General features: G+C 73.8%; 14 protein-coding genes. 5 read left to right on the forward strand and 9 right to left on the reverse strand.

The window, feature by feature from the left end; all coding sequences use genetic code 11:
* Positions 1–76: 76 nt before the first annotated feature.
* Positions 77–3,352, forward strand: coding sequence for a lamin tail domain-containing protein (locus ACIP9D_RS17200; protein WP_350875661.1), 3,276 nt, complete (start codon positions 77–79; stop codon positions 3,350–3,352).
* A 56-nt stretch (positions 3,353–3,408) separates the two neighbouring features.
* Here ACIP9D_RS17200 and ACIP9D_RS17205 read toward each other — a convergent pair whose 3' ends face one another.
* The 6 genes from ACIP9D_RS17205 to ACIP9D_RS17230 form a co-directional block, all read right to left on the reverse strand.
* A complete protein-coding gene (locus ACIP9D_RS17205; protein ID WP_350875662.1) occupies positions 3,409–3,726 on the reverse strand; it encodes a helix-turn-helix transcriptional regulator in 318 nt (105 codons plus the stop codon).
* A 300-nt stretch (positions 3,727–4,026) separates the two neighbouring features.
* Positions 4,027–5,010, reverse strand: coding sequence for a porphobilinogen synthase (hemB, locus tag ACIP9D_RS17210; RefSeq protein ID WP_350875664.1), 984 nt, complete (start codon positions 5,008–5,010; stop codon positions 4,027–4,029).
* Positions 5,011–5,027: 17 nt separating this feature from the next.
* Complete coding sequence (locus ACIP9D_RS17215; protein ID WP_350875666.1) at positions 5,028–6,608, reverse strand: uroporphyrinogen-III synthase; 1,581 nt, start codon at positions 6,606–6,608, stop codon at positions 5,028–5,030.
* Positions 6,605–7,573, reverse strand: a complete 969-nt coding sequence (hemC, locus tag ACIP9D_RS17220) for a hydroxymethylbilane synthase (RefSeq protein WP_350875668.1) — start codon at positions 7,571–7,573, stop codon at positions 6,605–6,607. Before hemC ends, ACIP9D_RS17215 begins: the two co-directional genes overlap by 4 nt.
* Positions 7,570–8,913, reverse strand: coding sequence for a glutamyl-tRNA reductase (locus ACIP9D_RS17225; RefSeq protein ID WP_350875670.1), 1,344 nt, complete (start codon positions 8,911–8,913; stop codon positions 7,570–7,572). Before ACIP9D_RS17225 ends, hemC begins: the two co-directional genes overlap by 4 nt.
* The gene (locus ACIP9D_RS17230; protein ID WP_350875672.1) at positions 8,910–9,680 is read right to left on the reverse strand and encodes a redox-sensing transcriptional repressor Rex; all 771 of its coding nucleotides are present in this window, start codon (positions 9,678–9,680) and stop codon (positions 8,910–8,912) included. The genes ACIP9D_RS17225 and ACIP9D_RS17230 overlap by 4 nt, the downstream gene beginning before the upstream one ends.
* Positions 9,681–10,047: 367 nt before the next feature.
* Here ACIP9D_RS17230 and ACIP9D_RS17235 point away from each other — a divergent pair, with 367 nt between their 5' ends.
* Both ACIP9D_RS17235 and ACIP9D_RS17240 read left to right on the forward strand, forming a co-directional pair.
* On the forward strand, positions 10,048–11,346 hold the full coding sequence (locus tag ACIP9D_RS17235) for a sensor histidine kinase (protein ID WP_350875674.1): 1,299 nt from the start codon (positions 10,048–10,050) through the stop codon (positions 11,344–11,346).
* A gap of 25 nt (positions 11,347–11,371) precedes the next feature.
* Complete coding sequence (locus ACIP9D_RS17240; protein ID WP_350875676.1) at positions 11,372–12,025, forward strand: response regulator transcription factor; 654 nt, start codon at positions 11,372–11,374, stop codon at positions 12,023–12,025.
* A gap of 7 nt (positions 12,026–12,032) precedes the next feature.
* Here the strand turns inward: ACIP9D_RS17240 and ACIP9D_RS17245 are convergent, their stop codons facing one another.
* From ACIP9D_RS17245 to ACIP9D_RS17255, 3 genes are read right to left on the reverse strand one after another with little or no spacing between them, the layout of a single operon-like run.
* Entirely contained in the window at positions 12,033–12,683 is a 651-nt protein-coding gene (locus ACIP9D_RS17245; RefSeq protein ID WP_350875678.1) for an HAD hydrolase-like protein, read from the reverse strand.
* A 22-nt stretch (positions 12,684–12,705) separates the two neighbouring features.
* On the reverse strand, positions 12,706–12,960 hold the full coding sequence (locus ACIP9D_RS17250; protein ID WP_350875680.1) for a glutaredoxin family protein: 255 nt from the start codon (positions 12,958–12,960) through the stop codon (positions 12,706–12,708).
* Positions 12,950–14,569, reverse strand: coding sequence for an AMP-binding protein (locus ACIP9D_RS17255; RefSeq protein WP_350875682.1), 1,620 nt, complete (start codon positions 14,567–14,569; stop codon positions 12,950–12,952). The genes ACIP9D_RS17250 and ACIP9D_RS17255 overlap by 11 nt, the downstream gene beginning before the upstream one ends.
* A 580-nt stretch (positions 14,570–15,149) precedes the next feature.
* On the opposite strand from ACIP9D_RS17255, the gene ACIP9D_RS17260 reads away from it, so the two are divergent.
* Both ACIP9D_RS17260 and ACIP9D_RS17265 read left to right on the forward strand, forming a co-directional pair.
* The gene (locus tag ACIP9D_RS17260; protein ID WP_350875684.1) at positions 15,150–16,115 is read left to right on the forward strand and encodes an ECF subfamily RNA polymerase sigma factor, BldN family; all 966 of its coding nucleotides are present in this window, start codon (positions 15,150–15,152) and stop codon (positions 16,113–16,115) included.
* Between the two features lie 286 nt (positions 16,116–16,401).
* Complete coding sequence (locus ACIP9D_RS17265; RefSeq protein WP_400450224.1) at positions 16,402–17,295, forward strand: DUF5667 domain-containing protein; 894 nt, start codon at positions 16,402–16,404, stop codon at positions 17,293–17,295.
* Positions 17,296–17,315: the final 20 nt, after the last annotated feature.

Here is a 17,315-nt window from a genome sequence, read left to right on the forward strand (position 1 = left end):
CCCGCGGGGGATGGACGCTGGCCACTGTGTGCCCTTAACGTGCGTTAGTTCACCGTCCACCCATCGTGGAGGCTTCATGCGCCCGCGCCGCACTCTCGCCGCGCTCGCGACCGCCGCCGCCGTCACCACCACGGCCATCGGCGTCGCACCAACCGCGGCCAGCGCCGCGCCCACCGATTTGTTCATTTCCGAGTACGTCGAAGGCTCGTCGAACAACAAGGCGATCGAGCTGTTCAACGGCACCGGAAGCGCGGTCGACCTGGCCGCCGGCGGCTACCAGCTCCAGCTCTACTTCAACGGCTCCACCACGGCCACCAACCTCGCGCTGACCGGAACGGTGGCCGCCGGCGACGTGTTCGTCTTCGCCGCCACCTCGGCGGGGCCGGCGATCCTCGCCCAGGCCGACCAGACCACCGGCGCCAGCCTCTTCAACGGCGACGACGCGATCGTGCTGCGCCGCGGCGGAACCGTACTGGATTCGCTCGGCCAGGTCGGCGTCGACCCGGGCACCGAGTGGGGCAGCGGCGTCACCAGCACCGCGGACAACACCCTGCGCCGGCTCGGCACGGTGACCGCCGGCGACACCGACCCGTCAGACGCGTTCGACCCGGCCGGCCAGTGGGCCGGTTTCGCGACCGACACCTTCGACGGTCTCGGCGCACACACCGTCGACGGCGGCGGCCCGGTCGACGCGCCGGCCACCCTGACCTGCGGAGCCGCGCTGGTCACCCCGGCCGGCACCGCGGCGACCCGGGAGGTCACCGCGACCGACCCGGACGACACGATCGTCGACCTGGCGGTCAGCGCGGTCAGCCCGACGCCGAGCACCGGCTCGATCAGCCGCACCGCCCTCACCCCGGCCGACGGGGTGGGCGGGACCGCCCGGGCAACGGTGAGCGCCAGCGCCGACCTGGCCGCCGGGGCGTACACCGTCACGCTGACCAGCACCGACGCCGGCGGCGGCACCGCGACCTGCACCCTGTCCGTGCAGGTGACCCGGGAGCTGACGGTCGGCGAGGTGCAGGGCCCGACCACCGAAGGCGAGTCCGGCCCGGCCGATCGCTCGCCGCTCGCGCCCGCCAGCGGCAACGGCACCAGCAGCAACCTCTACGACGTCCGCGGCGTGATCACCCAGCTCACCCTGGCCCGTACCTCGGCCGGGGCGGAGCAGCGCGGCTTCTTCCTGCAGAGCCGCCGGGACGCCACCGACGGTGACCCGACCAGCTCGGACGGCATCTTCGTCTTCATGGGCGCCTTCACCTCGTTGATCGGCGGCTACGTGCCGACGGTCGGCGACGAGGTGGTGCTCCGGGCCCGGGTGTCGGAGTACTTCACCATGACGCAGCTCTCCGGCGCCTCGCTGGTCCGCAAGCTGGACTCGGGGCTGGATGTCGACGCCGTCGTCGAGGTGACCGACGCGGTGCCGCCGACCGAGCTCGCCGACGCCGCCCGCTTCTGGGAGCGGCACGAGGGAGCCCGGCTGCGGGTCCGGGCCGGCAGCGGCGCGGTGAGCGGGCGGGACGTCTTCGCCTCCACCGCCGACGCGGAGATCTGGGTGGTGGACCGGGACGATCCGCTGCTGGATCGTGCCGACCCGTACGCCCGCCGGGTCTTCCGGGACTCGCACCCGCTGGACAACGACCCGACCCGGCGCTTCGACGACGGCAACGGGCAGCGGATCATGCTGGGCAGCATGGGCGTGAAGGGCACCAGCGGGGACAGCACCACGCTCCTCCCGCCGGCGCACACCTTCGACACCCTCGACCAGGACGCCATCGGCGGGCTGTACTACTCGTTCGAGAAGTACGGGGTGCAGGTCGAGCGGGCCGAGTTCTCGGCCGGCGCGGACCCGTCGAAGAACAACCCGCCGAAGCCGGCCGACCGGTCCGAAGAGGTCGCCGTCGCGACCTACAACGTGGAGAACCTCTACGACTACCGCGACGACCCCTTCGACGGCTGCGACTTCACCGGCAACTCCGGCTGCCCCGGGGTCAGCCCGCCGTTCGACTACGTGCCGGCCAGCGAGTCCGAGTACCGCGAGCAGCTCACCTCGCTCGCCGACCAGATCGTCACCGACCTGCACGCCCCGGACCTGATCCTGGTGCAGGAGGCCGAGGACCAGGACATCTGCACGGTCGCCGGCGCGACCCTGAGCTGCGGCAGCACCGACAACGCCGACGGCGCGCCGGACACCATCCAGGAGTTGGCGCTCGCCGTGGCGGCGGCCGGCGGCCCGGCGTACGCCGCAGCGTACGACCGCACCGGTGCGGACGCCCGCGGCATCACGGCGGCGTTCCTCTACCGCACCGACCGGGTCCGGCTCGCCGAGGCGACCGCCGGTGATCCGGTGCTCGGCTCGGCGCCGACCGTGCAGTACCGGGCGGCCGGGCTACCGGCGAACGCGGACGTGCAGAACCCGAAGGCGCTCAACGCCCTGCTCCCGTCCGACGTGGACACGTCGACCGGGCGCGACGGCGACAACGTCTTCACCCGGGCCCCGCAGGTCGGCCGGTTCAGTGTGGCCGCCGCGCCGGGCTCGGCCGAGCGCTACACCCTCTGGGCGGTCAGCAACCACTACTCGTCCGGCCCGGACAGCCGGGTTGGGCAGCGCCGGGAGCAGGCCGCGTACGGGGCCGCGATCGTGACCGCGATCGAGGCCGCCGACCCGAACGCCCGGGTGGTCTACGGCGGGGACCTGAACGTCTTCCCCCGCCCCGACGACCCGATCGCCACCGCCGCCCAGCCCACCCCGTCCGACCAGTTGGCCCCGCTCTACGCGGCCGGGCTGCACAACCTCTGGGACGACCTGGTCGCCGAGGTGCCGGCGTCGGCCTACTCGTACAGCTTCGAGGGGCAGGCGCAGACGCTGGACCACCTGTTCGTCAACGACGCGATGCACCGGGACCTGGTGCAGGTGCGGGCGGCGCACATCAACGCCGACTGGCCCGCCGAACACGCCGGTGACGGTTCCCGCGGGTCCAGCGACCACGACCCGCAGGTGGCCCGGTTCAGCTCCCGCGCGGCGCTGAGCGTCGCCGACGCCACCGTGGCCGAGGGCGACAAGGGCACCCGGCAGCTCACCTTCACCGCCACCGTGTCGCGGCCGCTGTCGCAGCCGGTGCTGCTCTGCGCCGCCACCTACGGCACCACGGCGCAGGCCGGCTCGGACTACGACCCGTACGTGGGCTGCAAGGTTCTGCCCGCCGGCCGGACGTCGGTGGCGTTCCCGGTGACCGTCAACGGTGACCGGCGACGTGAGGCCGACGAGAAGCTGACCCTGCTGGTCGCCGGCGTGCCCGGCCTCCGGCTGGCCGACCCGCTCGCGGTGGGCACCATCAGCAACGACGACTGACCCCGAACCGGTCGTTGACGGCCCCGTCACCCCGCCACCGCGGGTTGGCGGGGCCGTCAGTCATAGCCACGCGGATCGGGCGGCGGCGGAACGTTGCGGTACTTGCCCACCCGTACCTCCCACTGGCTGCGGCGGCGGCGCACCTCGCGGTCGTACTGCGAGCGGTGGAAGGTCTCCGGCGGGCGGGCCAGCCCGTAGCTCGGCGTCATCGTCCCGGCCTCGACCTTGCCCACGGTCGACGGCGCGACCTTGGCGAACCGGGCCATCTGCCGCTGGCCGAGCCCGGTCATCCGCCGGGCCCGGCGAACAAGGCCGGAGATCGGGAACGGGCCGACGGTCGGCCCGGTGGGCACAGGGTCGAGTGCGGAAGCCATGGCCCGACCCTCCCGGGCCGGCGACCACCCGGGCAACCCCTGTGGACAAACCTGTGGACAGAACCGGCGGGAGCGTTCGCCAGCGATGAAGGCCGCCGGCGCGGGAGGTACCCACGCGGGTCCTTTGCTCTGCTTCAGCCGAGGCAACAGATCATGGTGCTGAGTGTTGCCGGGAGTGAAGCAGAGCAAAGGACGCGAAGCATGCCCGTCCCCGGGACGGGAGCCGGAGGCACGGAAGTCCGGGGCGCGGGAGCCGAGGCACGGAAGCCCGAGGTGCGGGAGTCCGAGGCGCGGGGGCGGTCAGTAGCGCTGGCGGAGGAGCTGCGCGGCCTCGACAGCCCAGTAGGAGAGGATGATCTGGGCGCCGGCGCGCCGGATCGAGGTCAGCGTCTCCAGCATCACCTGCTCCCGGTCGATCCAGCCGTTCGCGGCGGCCGCCTCGACCATCGCGTACTCCCCGGAGACCTGGTAGGCGGCGACCGGGACGTTCACGGCGGCGCGGACCGCGGCGACCACGTCGAGGTACGGCAGGGCCGGCTTGACCATCACCACGTCGGCGCCCTCGGCGACGTCGAGCGCGACCTCGCGGAGCGACTCCCGCAGGTTGGCCGGGTCCTGCTGGTAGGTGCGGCGGTCGCCCTCCAGCGCGGACTCCACCGCGTCCCGGAACGGGCCGAAGAACGCCGAGGCGTACTTGACCGCGTAGGCCAGCACGGCGACGTCCTGGTGACCGGCCGCGTCGAGCGCCCGGCGGACCACCCCGACCTGGCCGTCCATCATCCCGGACGGCCCGACCATCCCGACCCCGGCGTCGGCCTGGGCCACCGCCATCTCGGCGTACGCCGCGAGGGTCGCGTCGTTGTCCACCTCGCCGTTCGGGGTGAGCAGGCCGCAGTGCCCGTGCGAGGTGAACTCGTCCAGGCAGAGGTCGCTCATCACCACGGTGGCGTCGCCGACCTCGGCGACGACGTCCCGGATGGCCACGTTGAGGATGCCGTCCGGGTCGATCCCGCCGGAGCCGGTGGCGTCCCGCGAGGACGGCACCCCGAAGAGCATGATCCCGCCGACCCCGGCCTGCACCGCCTCCACCGCGGCCTTGCGCAGCGAGTCCCGGGAGTGCTGGAGCACCCCCGGGAGCGAGGCGATCGCCCGGGGCTCGGTCAGCCCCTCCTTGACGAACATCGGCACGACCAGCTCGGCCGGGTCGACGCGCGTCTCGGAGACCAGCCGCCGCACCGCCGGGGTACGGCGCAGCCGGCGGGGCCGGATCTCGGGGTACGACATGGAGTGCCTCCTGACGACTACCGGAACCTCAGGGCGGTCGGCCCCTGCACCTTCGAGCCACGGCGCTGCTTGGCCGGCATGGCGGCGAGCTTCTCGCGCAGCTCGACGGCGTAGGCGGCGAGCGCCTCCACCAGGTCGGGCACCGAGGCGTGCGGCGGCTGGACGTCGACCCGCAGGCCGAACTCCGTCGCGGTCTCCGCCGTCTTCGGGCCGATGACGGCTACAACGGTACGCGCGTGCGGCTTCCCGGCGATGCCGACCAGGTTCCGGACCGTCGAGGACGAGGTGAAGAGCACCGCGTCGAACCCGCCCGACTTGATCGCGTCGCGGATCTCGGCGGGCGGCGGCGCGGCCCGGACGGTCCGGTACGCGGTCACGTCGTCGACCTCCCAGCCGCGCTCGGTGAGCCCGGCGGCGAGCGTCTCGGTGGCGATGTCGGCGCGCGGCAGCAGCACCCGGCCCACCGGGTCGAGGATCTCGTCGTGCGGCGAGAACTCGGCCAGCAGCCCCTCGGAGGACTGCTCCCCGGCGGGGATCAACTCCGGCTGGATGCCGAACGCGCGGACCGCGTCGGCGGTCGCCTCGCCGATGCAGGCGATCTTCACACCGCCGAAGTGGCGGGCGTCCAGGCCGTGCTCGGCGAACTTCTCCCAGACCGCGCGGACCGCGTTCACCGAGGTGAAGATCACCCAGGCGTACCGGCCGTCGACGAGGCCCTTGACCGCCCGCTCCATCTGCGCCGGGGTGCGCGGCGGCTCGACCGCGATGGTCGGCACCTCGCACGGGATGGCCCCGTACGCGCGCAGCCGGGCGCTCATCACGCCGGCCTGCTCCTTGGTCCGCGGCACGAGCACCTTCCAGCCGTACAGCGGCCGGTTCTCCCACCAGCTGAGCTTGTCGCGCTGGCCGACACCGACGCCGATGGTGAGCACCACCCGGCCGGTGAAGCCGAGCGCGGCGGCGACGAAGCTGTCCACCGTCGAGGTGGTGGTGTACTGGGTCTCGCCGGTGCCGTCGCCGGTCACCGCGACCGAGGTCGCGCCGTCCACGCCGGCGGCCAGCAGGCCGTCCCGGACGGCGGCGAGGTCGCCGGCGTCCACCGCGACCGCGAGCGAGCCCCGGCCGACGGCCGCGGCCAGCGCCTCGAAGTCCAGCGTGCTGACGTCCTCCACGTCGGCCGCGGTCCGTACGCCCGGCAGCGGCACGCCGGCGTAGGTGGCCACGCCCTCGGCCTGGCCGACACCCGGCACCACCTCGAAGTGGGCGGCGGTGCGGGCCACCGCCTGCACCTCCTTGACCACCGAGTCGTGGCCGAACGGATCACCGGCAACCAGGTGCACGGCGTTCTGCCCGGCGCGGGCCGCGGAGATCAGCACCTTCGCCACGTCCCCGGGCGCACCTTCGGCCGGGGTGAACTCGGCATCCTCGCGGGCCTCGGCACGCACGGCGGCGAGCAACGACTCGGGTACTCCCCGGTCGTACACCACCTGGTCGGCGTCGACCAGGGCGTCGTGCGCCCGGCGGGTCAGCAGGCCCGGGTCGCCGGGACCGGCCCCGACGAACGCGATACGGCCTACGGGCTTACGGGTGCGGGTCATTCTGTGCTCCCAAATTGCTGGGTCCCCGGGCCGGCGTGTCCTTCTTGGCCGAGGATCGAGTCGGCGCCGAGTTCGAGGAGTTCGGCGGCGAGTGCCTTACCGATCTCCGCCGCGTCGGCGGGCGTTCCGGTGCGGGACAGCCGGAGGTCTCGGGAACCGTCCGGGCTGATCACCGCCCCGCGCAGGTAGATCTCATCACCGGCGTCGCCCTCGGCGACCTCGGCAAAGGCGGCGACGGGTGCGCTGCACCCGGCCTCCAGGGTGGCCAGCAACGCCCGCTCCGCGGTGACCGCGGCGCGGGACGGTGCGTGGTCGAGCACTGCGAGCAGCTCGACCAGGTCCGGGTCGTCGATCCGGCACTCCACCGCCAGCGCACCCTGAGCGGGCGCGGGCAGCATCAGCATCGGGTCGAGCGTCTCGGTGATCTCGCCGGCCCGTCCGAGCCGGGCCAGCCCGGCCCGGGCCAGGACGACCGCGTCGAGGTCGGCGTCCGGGCCGAGCACCCGACGGAGGCGGGTGTCGACGTTGCCGCGGATCGGGGTGACCTCCAGCTGCAGCCCGAGCGCGTGCAGCTGGGCGATGCGGCGCAGCGCGCCGGTGCCGACCGTCGCACCGGGCGGCAGCTCGGCGAGGGTACGGCCGTCCCGGGCGACCAGCGCGTCGCGCGGATCCTCCCGGTGCGGCACCGCCGCGATGTGCAGCCCGGCGGCGGTCGCCGTGGGCAGGTCCTTGTACGAGTGGACCGCGAGGTCGATGGTGCGGGCGGTCAGCGCGTCGCGCAGCGCGGAGACGAAGACACCCACCCCGAGCCGGTGCACCGGCGCGTTGGAGCGGTCGCCGGCGGTGACCACCTCGACCAGCTCGACGGGGCGACCGGTGGCCGCGGTGAGGGCCTCGGCGATCTGGCCGGACTGGGCCATCGCCAGGGCGCTGCCTCGGGTACCGAGACGCAGGGGGGCGGTCATCGCTCACCTCCGGTGGACGGGGTGGGGTCGCTCTCCACGACCTCGGGGACGGTGTCGACCGGGGAGGTCTGTGGCACCTGGAGGTCGAACAGCTCGCGCAGCAGGGCGGCGTACTGGTCGCCGCCGGGCTCCGCGGCGAGCTGGCGGACCCGCACCGTCGGCTGGTGCAGCAGCCGCTGCACCACCCGGTGCACCGTCCGGGCCACCTCGGCCCGCTGGTCGTCGCTCAGGTCGGGCCGCCGCTGAGCCAGTCGGCGCAGTTCGGCGGTGACCACGTCGTCGGCGCGGCCGCGCAGGGCGGCCACGGTGGGCGCCACGTCGGCGCCGCGCAGCCAGGTGAGGAAGGCCTCGACCTCGGTGTTGACGATCCGCTCGACGGCGGCGGCGTCGTCGGCGGCGGGGCCGTCGGCGAGCAGCGCGGCCATCCGGTCGATGTCGATGACCTCGACCCCGGGCAGCTCGGCCACGCCGGCCTCGACGTCGCGCGGAACGGCCAGGTCGAGCAGGACCAGCGGCCCTCGGGCCGGGTCCCGCTCGGCGAGCGCCCGGGCCACCACCGGTCGGGTGAGGACCGGTTCGGTGGCCGCGGTGGCGGCCACTACGATGTCCACTGTGGAGAGCGCGGCGGTCAGCTCGGCCATCGGGACGGCGCTGGCCCCGTACGACTCGGCCAGCCGGACGGCCCGGTCGGCCCCCCGGTTGGTCACGGTGAGCGGCCCGGCGCCGAGCCGGGAGAGCGTCGCGACTCCGAGTGAGCCCATCGCGCCGGCCCCGATCACCAGGGCGGGCCGGCCGGTCAAGTCGCCGTCGAGGTGACCGGCGGCCAGCTCCAGCGCGGCGGTGACCACGCTCTGGCCGGCCCGGTCGATGCCGGTCTCGGCGTGCGCCCGCTTGCCGACCCGCAGCGCCTGCTGCATCAGCTCGTGCAGCAGCCGGCTCGCCGAGTCGGCGCCGGTGGCCCAGTGGTACGCGTCACGGAGCTGGCCGAGGATCTGCGCCTCGCCGACCACCATCGAGTCGAGCCCGGTGGCGACGCGGAAGACGTGGTCCACGGCCGCGGCGTCGTAGTGCACGTAAAGGTGGTTGGCGAGCGCCGCCGGCGCGCAGTCGGCCTGCTCGGCCAGGACGGCGCAGACGTCGCCGAGACCGCCGTGGAAACCGGACACGGCGGCGTAGACCTCCACCCGGTTGCAGGTGGAGACGAGCACGGCCTCGCTCACGTAGGGCTGGGCGACCAGGCGGTCCAGGGTCCGGGTGAGCTCGGCGGTGGGCACCGCCAGCTGCTCCAGCGTGGCTACCGGGGCGGTGCGGTAGGACGCGCCGACGACGAGCAGTTTCACGTGCCGATCGCCTCCTGGGTGTCGGTGGCCGCGAGCCCACCGGGCAGAGCGGTGAGGGCGGACCCGCCGGTGGCGGGCAGCGCGGTCAGCGACGCCTTGCGGTGCTCGTGGAAGGACAGGATCTGCAGCTCGATGGCGAGGTCGACCTTGCGCACGTCGACCCCCTCCGGAACCGAGAGTACGCACGGCGCGAAGTTCAGAATGCTGGTCACGCCGACCGCGACCAGTTGGTCGGCCACCCCCTGGGCGGCGCCGGCCGGGGTGGCGATCACGCCGATGGCGATGGACTCCTCGGCGACGACCTGGGGCAGCTCGTCGACGTGTCGGACGATCATGCCGTTGATCTCCTCGCCGACCCGGGCCGGATCAGCGTCGAGGAGCGCGGCGATCCGGAATCCGCGGCTGGCGAACCCGTCGTAGCCGGCCAGGGCGTGACCGAGATTACCCACGCCGACCAGGGCGACGGCCCGACGCTGGGTGAGCCCGAGCACGTACTCGATCTGCTCGATCAGCAGCGCCACGTCGTAGCCGACCCCGCGGGTGCCGTACGAGCCGAGGTGGGAGAGGTCCTTGCGCAGCTTGGCCGAGTTGACCCCGGCGGCGCTGGCCAGCCCCTCGCTGGAGACCGTCTCGTGGCCGCTGTCGGCGACGTTGTGCAGCGCGCGCAGGTATTCCGGGAGCCGCGCGACGGTCGCCTCGGGCAGGTCCGGGAGCGCCGGTACGGCACCGGCGCGGCCGGGCGCGCCAGGGTGACGATGCTGACTCATGAGACTCCGTGCGGTGCGATCCTCGGCCAACTCCGCTGGTCGGCCGCTTCGGGACTCCCGCTGGCGACCGAGATTGCCGGCTGTGCTAGCAGGGCGCGTCGGAATCACAGAGTAGGCGCTTGTGAAGACGTGCACAAATCGCGATCTTGTCAGCTCGCGACGCGGCTTCACCTGGCCCTCCATTCCGCAAGATCGATCCGGCGGCCTTCGCCGGCGCCGCCCGGCAATTATTGCTCAATCCCGACTTCTCTGACCAATCCCGCGCCGGTGGCCAAGACGGGTACGGGCAGCGGTAGGGCCAGCCCTACGACGGAGAGGCTGGCCGACGGGATGGGCCGACAGTTCCCCGCTGCCTAGCCTTTGAGGCATGACCGCCGTTCCCGCCGCCGCCAACCAGCCGACCCTGGCGCCGAGCATCCCCCGCCAGCTCTTCCTCGACTCCGGCTACGTGCTGCTCGGATTTCCGCTGGCGCTGACCAGCTTCGTCGTCCTGCTGGTCGGCCTCTCGCTCGGCGTCGGCCTGGTGGTGACGGTGATCGGGCTGCCGATCCTCAGCGGCACCCTCTACGCCGCCCGGGGCTTCGCCGACATCGAACGGCTGCGGCTGCCGGCCGTGCTGCGCCAGCCGCGGGTCCGCCCGCGCTACCGGCTGGCCGAGCCGGGGGCCAGCGCCTGGCGACGGATCTTCATCCCGATGGGCGACGCGCAGTCCTGGCTCGACCTGGCGCACGGCGTCCTCAAGCTGATCGTGGCGGTTGTCACCTTCGTCCTGACGCTGTCCTGGTGGGCGGGGGCGATCACCGGCACGCTCTACTGGGCGTACGACTGGGCGCTGCCGCGCGGCGGCGACGACAGCGACCTGGCGCAGCTGCTCGGCCTGGGCGACTCAGCCCTGGCCCGGGTCGGCCTGAACACCGCGATCGGGCTCTTCTTCCTGATCACCCTGCCGATCGTGGCCCGCGGCTGCGCGCTGCTGCAGGCCAGCTTCGGCCGGGCGATGCTGACCGGGGTCGCCGAGATGCGCAACCGGATCACCGTGCTGGAGGAGCAGAAGCGGGCCGCGGTCTCCGCCGAGGCCTCCGCGCTGCGCCGGCTCGAGCGGGACATCCACGACGGCCCCCAGCAGCGGCTGGTCCGGCTGGCGATGGACCTCAGCCGGGCCCGTCAGCAGCTCGCCACCGACCCGGAGGCGGCCGGACGGACGCTGGACGAGGCGGTCACCCAGACCCGGGACACCCTGGCCGAGCTGCGCGCGCTCTCCCGCGGTATCGCCCCGCCGATCCTGGTCGACCGGGGCCTGCCCAGCGCCCTGGCCGCGCTGGCCGGGCGCGGGCTGATCCCGATCGAGCTGCGGGTCGACCCCGAGCTGGGCACCCCGGACGGCCGGCTCGACGCGTCGGTGGAGAACACGGCGTACTTCGTCGTCGCGGAGGCGCTGACCAACGTGGCGAAGCACAGCCGGGCGGCCGCGTGCCAGGTCAGCGTGCTCCAGTCGGGGCAGCGGCTGACCGTGAGCGTGGGCGACGACGGCCAGGGCGGCGCGCACCTGGCGAAGGGGCACGGGCTGGTGGGCATCGCCGACCGGGTCCGGGCCGCAGGCGGCGAACTGGTGGTGGTCAGCCCAACCGGCGGGCCCACCGAGATCCGTGCCGACCTCCCGCTCTGAGCCCGCCGTGATAGACAACACCATCATGCAGATCGTCATCGCGGACGACGCCGTCCTGCTCCGGGAGGGGCTGGTCCGGCTACTGACCGAACACGGGCACCAGGTGGTGGCCGTGGTCGGGGACGGCGACGCCCTGGTCGAGGCGGTGGTGGCCCACCGGCCGGACGTGTCGATCGTCGACGTGCGGATGCCGCCGTCGCACACCGACGAGGGGCTGCGGGCGGCGGTGGAGGCGCGACGTCTCGTGCCGCGCAGCCCGATCCTGGTCCTCTCCCAGTACGTCGAGGTCTCGTACGCCGACGACCTGTTGGCCACCACCGGGGGCGCCGGCGGTGGGATCGGCTACCTGCTCAAGGACCGGGTGGCGGCGATCGACGAGTTCCTCGACGCGCTGGCCCGGGTGGCCGCCGGGGGCACCGTGCTCGACCCGGAGGTGGTCGGCCAGCTCTTCGCCCGACGCCGTCGGGACGACCCGCTGCGCGAGCTGACCCCGCGCGAGCGGGAGGTGCTCGCCCTGATGGCCGAGGGGCGCTCCAACACGGCCATCGCGCGCACCCTCGTGGTCAGCGACGGCGCGGTGGAGAAGCACGTCCGCAACATCTTCACCAAGCTCAACCTGCCGCCCGACACCGAGCAGCACCGCCGGGTCCTCGCCGTGCTCGCCTATCTGCGCAACTGACCCCGGCTCAGGAGAGGGCGCGGGCGAGGGTGACGGCCTCGGTGAGGGTGTCGGCGACCGGGTGGCCGGAGGCGCGCAGCCGGGCCGGGTCGGTGAACCCGCCGGTGTAGAGCACGGCCCGGCCGCCCACCGCGGCGGCGGCGTCGGCGTCGTCGATCGAGTCGCCGATCAGCACCACCGAGCCGCCGTCCACGCCCAGCTCGGCGAGGTGCAGCCGGAGAGACTCCGCCTTCCGGTCACCGCCGACCGTGCCGCGCAGCCCGTCCACCCGCACGAAGTGCTCGGTGAGGCCGTAGGTGTGCACGGTCGGCACCAGCTCCTCGTGGAACCACATGGAGAGCAGGGACTGCTCTCCCGGCCACGCCGCCATCGCGTCCCGGGCGTCGGCGGCCAGCTCGCAGGTGGTCAGCCCGCTGCGGTACGCGTCGTGGAAGATCCGGTCCAGCTTGCCGAACTGCTCGTCGTCGACGGCCTGCCCGAGCACCTCGGCGTAGTAGTCGGCGACCGGCCGGCGGAACCGCACCCGGTGCTCGTCGGCGGTGACCGTCGGGCCGCCGACGGTGGCGAAGACGGCGTTGGTGGAGGCCACCACCAGGCTGAGGTCGTTGAGCAGCGTGCCGTTCCAGTCCCACACCAGGTGCGGTCGTACAGGGGTCATCGCCGCACCTTATCGCCCCCGCTCAGAGCTGCGGCGTGGTCAGGTCGCGCAGCAGCCGGTCCTCCTCGACCCGCCAGTAGCCGTGCTCCTTGCCGTCCAGCAGCACCACCGGGAGCCGGTCACCGTACTCGCGCTCCAGCTCCAGGTCGTCGGTGACGTCCCACTCGACCCACTGGTCGCCGGTGACCGCGACCACCCGCCCCAGCGCGTCCCGGGCCTCGTCGCACAGGTGGCAGCCGGGCCGGGTGATGAGGGTCAGCCGAGGGTCAGTGGACATCGGGTACCTCCGTGCGCGGGTCGATCGGGGCGGTCGCCGGGCGGAGCTGGGTCTTGCGGACCTTGCCGATCACCGAGTGTGGCAGGGCGTCGACGAACTCGACGCCGGTGGGGCACTTGAACCGGGCCAGGTTCCGCGCGCAGTGGGCGAGCAGGTCCTCCGCGGTCACCGGCTCACCGGGCGTCCGCACCACGTACGCCCGGACAGTCTCGCCGGTCCGTGGGTGCGGCACACCCAGTACCGCCGACTCGGCCACCCCCGGGTGCGCCCCGAGCGCCAGCTCCACCTCGTGCGGATAGACGTTGAAGCCGTTGACCAGGATCAACTCGCCGAGCCGGTCGACCAGGAAGAGATCGCCGTCGTCGTCGGCGTAGGCCACGTCGCCGGTCGCCCACCAGCCGGCGGCGTCCGGGCCACCCCGGCCGTCCGGCCAGTAGCCGGCGAACAGGTTCGCGCCCCGGACCACGATCTGCCCCGGGTCGGTGCCCGGCGCGACGTCGCTGAGATCCAGCTCGTCCGGGTCGTCGTCCGGCTCCACCGCGCCGTCGCGCCACAGGTCCGTGCCGTCCGCCCCGACGAGGCGCAGTTCCACGCCGGGCAGCGGCCGGCCGATCGAGCCGGTCTTGGGCACCCCACCGACCAGGGTGGAGGTGAGCACCGGCGCCGTCTCGGTGAGGCCGTAGCCGACGTGCACCGGCCGGCCGGCGACCTCGGCGAAGCGGGCCGCGACGGCGGGCTCCAGCGGCGCCGCGCCGCAGACCACCGTCCGGACCGACGCCATCGCCGCGGCGAGCGCGTCGCCGTCCGCCGCGCACCAGGCCAGCACCATCGACGGTACGCCGACAAGCACGCTCGCCCGGTGCCGGGCGATCTCGGCGAGCCCGGCGTCGGGGCCGAGGTCGTCCACGAGCACCCCGGTCGCGCCATGGTGGACCACCGCACCGAGCCCCGAGTTGAGCCCGTACGCGTGAAAGAGCGGTAGTGCCAGCAGCACGGTGTCGGACGGACCGACCACCGGCGGGTCGATGCGGCCGATCTGCTCGTGGTTGGCCAGCAGCACGGCGTGCGAGAGCATCGCCCCCTTGGGCCGGCCCTCGGTACCCGAGGTGTAGAGCAGTACGGCCAGGTCGTCGCCCCCGCGGGCGGGCAACCCGGCGGCGTCGGGCACCGCGACCGTCGGCGGGCTGCCGTGTACGGCGGTGAGCGCCGGCAGCTCTCCGGCCACCGCGGCGACCAGGTCACGGACCCGGTCGGTGGCGATCAGCACCGACGCGCCCGAGTCGGCGAGCACGTGCCGTAGCTCGGGGGTGGTGAAGCCGGGATTGACCGGCACCGCGATCAGGCCGGCGCGCAGGGCGCCGAGGTAGCTGACCACGAAGTCGGGCGAGTTGGGCAGGGCGATGGCCACCCGGGCCGGATGGCCGGCGGCGTCCGTGGCCGGCGTGGCGGCGGCCAGGGCAACGGCCACCCCGCTCACCAGGTCGTCCAGTTCGGACCAGTCGATCGTCCGGTCGCGCCAGTGCAGCGCGGGTCGGTCGCCGTGGGCGACGGCCGCCTGGCGGACCCGGTCGGCGAGGTTCGGCGCGGGGCTGCTCGCTGCGTCCTGCACGGTCGCTGAGTCTGGCACAGCGGACGGCCGACGGCCATGCCCCACCGTCGGCCGCCGTCCGGCCGGACGGTCCCGTACACGGGACACATTGGTGTGCCGCCGGTGGTGCAATCAGGTCTCGTCGATGGGACGTGCGACACGCCGGGGGACGGCCCTCTTCAGTGCTGTCGGCTAGCTGACCGATCCGCCCGGGCCACGCCCGCCATCGCGGCACTGACCTGGCCTTCCATTGCAGACCACCGGAACCGTCGAAAGTCAACCATCCGCGACGGACAACCGGTCCGCCATCGGTGCGACACAGCGGGAAATACTTCCGCCCTGTGTAACGGACTTGCCACGCGCGGGTGACGTTGGCCCTATCATCACTCGGGTCGGCTCACCCCATTTTGCCGTGAGTCGACACCCCTCAGCCCGAGGAGGCCCCCGTGCCCGTGAGCGCATTGGACCAGCACCTCCAGGGGAAATGCCGCCCGTCGGCATACCCCGGAACCGCCCTGCCCGACCGCGGTGTACCCGCTCGGGCCGCCCGCGCGGCGTGTCGACCGGCTCGGCCGGCGACCAGCGGGACGGAGGCGGCGCGGTGACCACCTTCGGCTACGCGGAACGACCGCTCGGCCTGACCGGCCCGACGGTTCGCGCCACGGTCAACGAACGACCGGCGCCGGAAGACCCGGGCGGCACCGCCGTACGGAGCGACGCGGGCAAGCGCCTCCGCAGCCGGCCGCACCACAACGAGCCGCCGGCCCGCCCCGCGGTGCCCGGCGGGAACGCCATGCCGACCGGCGGACGGGTGGCGGTGCCGGCCCGGCCGACCATGCCGGCCCAGAGCCGCCGGGTCGGCGACTCACCAGCCGTGACCGACCCGTCCGCGAGCGAGACCGCCGTGCTGCCCGCGGTGCCGGCCGCCGCCGCGCCGGTGACCGCCACGCCCGCCGGGACCGGCAGCACCACCGGCTACCCGAGCCGCCCCGACCCGTCCGACCCGGCGACCGAGGTCTGGGGGCTGGTCGAGCGCGCCCAGGCCGGCGAGGCCGAGGCGTTCGGCCTGATCTACGACCGCTACGTCGACACCGTCTTCCGGTTCGTCTACTTCCGGGTCGGCAACCGGCAACTGGCCGAGGACCTGACCTCCGACACCTTCCTGCGGGCGCTCAAGCGGATCGGCAGCTTTACCTGGCAGGGCCGCGACCTGGGAGCCTGGCTGGTCACCATCGCCCGCAACCTGGTCGCCGACCACTTCAAGTCCGGCCGGTACCGGCTGGAGGTGACCACCGGCGACGTGCTCGACGCCGACCGCGAGGATCGCGGTCCGGAGGGCAGCCCGGAAGCCGCGGTGGTCGAGCACATCACCAACGTCGCCCTGCTCACCGCCGTCAAGCAGCTCAACCCGGAACAGCAGGAGTGCATCGTGCTCCGGTTCCTGCAGGGCTTCTCGGTCGCCGAGACGGCGCGGGCGATGGGCAAGAACGAGGGCGCGATCAAGGCGCTGCAGTACCGGGCGGTCCGGGCGCTGGCCCGGCTCCTGCCGGACGGTTTCCAGCCGTAGTCCCGTAGCCGGGACCGGTGACGAGGCTCGATTTTGCGAAATCGCAGGTCAGGCCCTGTCACGTGGGGTGACGCCGGTCACTTTCTGTGATTTCCGCCCCGCCGGCCCCGTAACCCGTGCCCGGCAAGGACCGTTTCTCCGGGTGCGACCGGTGGTTGCCCCGGCATCCCCCCGGGCTCCCGAGGTCGACGGCGCACCCGCGCCGCGACCTCGCCTCCCGCGGCGTCACGTTGCCGCCGGTCGCTGGCTACGACGGCGGCCGACCGGCCGTGACCAGCGAGAGGAGGTGCCCGCGGTGGATAACATCCTCTTCTCCCGCCGGCGCGCCGAGCGCTTCGCGCAGCTGCTCGACGAGGCCAACGGCGGCCGGCGGCATCACGTCCGGTCCCGGGTCGACGACCAGCTCGCCCCGCTCGTCGCGGTTGGGCAGCGGCTCAGCGCCGAGCGCCCCAGCGTCGAGGTGGACCCGGAGTTCCGCACCGGCCTACGGGCGATGCTCCTGGCCACCGCGGAGCGCGAGGGCCTCGGCACACCGGCGGCCAGCACGGCGGCCGACCCGGACGGCAAGCGCACCACGGGGAGCACCCGTGGCTCGTTGGTGCCCGCGGTCACCGCGCGTCGGGCTCGGGCCCGGGGCGCCATCCTGGTCGGCATCGCGGCCGGTGCCGTCGCCGTCTCCGGCATCTCCGCGGCCAGCGAGAACGCGGTGCCGGGTGACGCCCTCTACGGGATGAAGCGCTCCACCGAACGCGCCCAGCTCGCCCTGGCCAGCTCGGACATCAGCCGCGGCCAGCTCTTCCTCGACTTCGCCCGGACCCGCCTCGGCGAGGCCGCCGAGCTGCGCGGCGACCAGGTCGGGTTCAGTGCCGTGCTCGACGACATGGACGCCGACACCCGTCAGGGCGTACGGCTGCTGACCACCACCGCCGTGCAGCGTTCCGACGCGGCCGGCCTGGACGCGGTCAACACCTTCGTCACCGGGCAGCGGCGTGCGGTGAGCGATCTGCTCGACGGCGCCGGCCGGGCCGACCGGGAACGCACCCGCCGTTCGCTGACCCTGCTCGACGCGGTCCGCGAACGCTCCGACGCGCTGCGCGCCGCCATCGGCTGCGGCCTCCCCGCGCCGGTGGCCAGCGACACCCTGGGTCCGGCCCCGGCCAGCTGCCCCGCCGACCGCTGAGCCGCCGGCTCGCCCGGACT

It is taken from the genome of Micromonospora sp. NPDC093243 (assembly GCF_044753725.1).
Taxonomy (GTDB): Bacteria; Actinomycetota; Actinomycetes; order Mycobacteriales; family Micromonosporaceae; genus Micromonospora.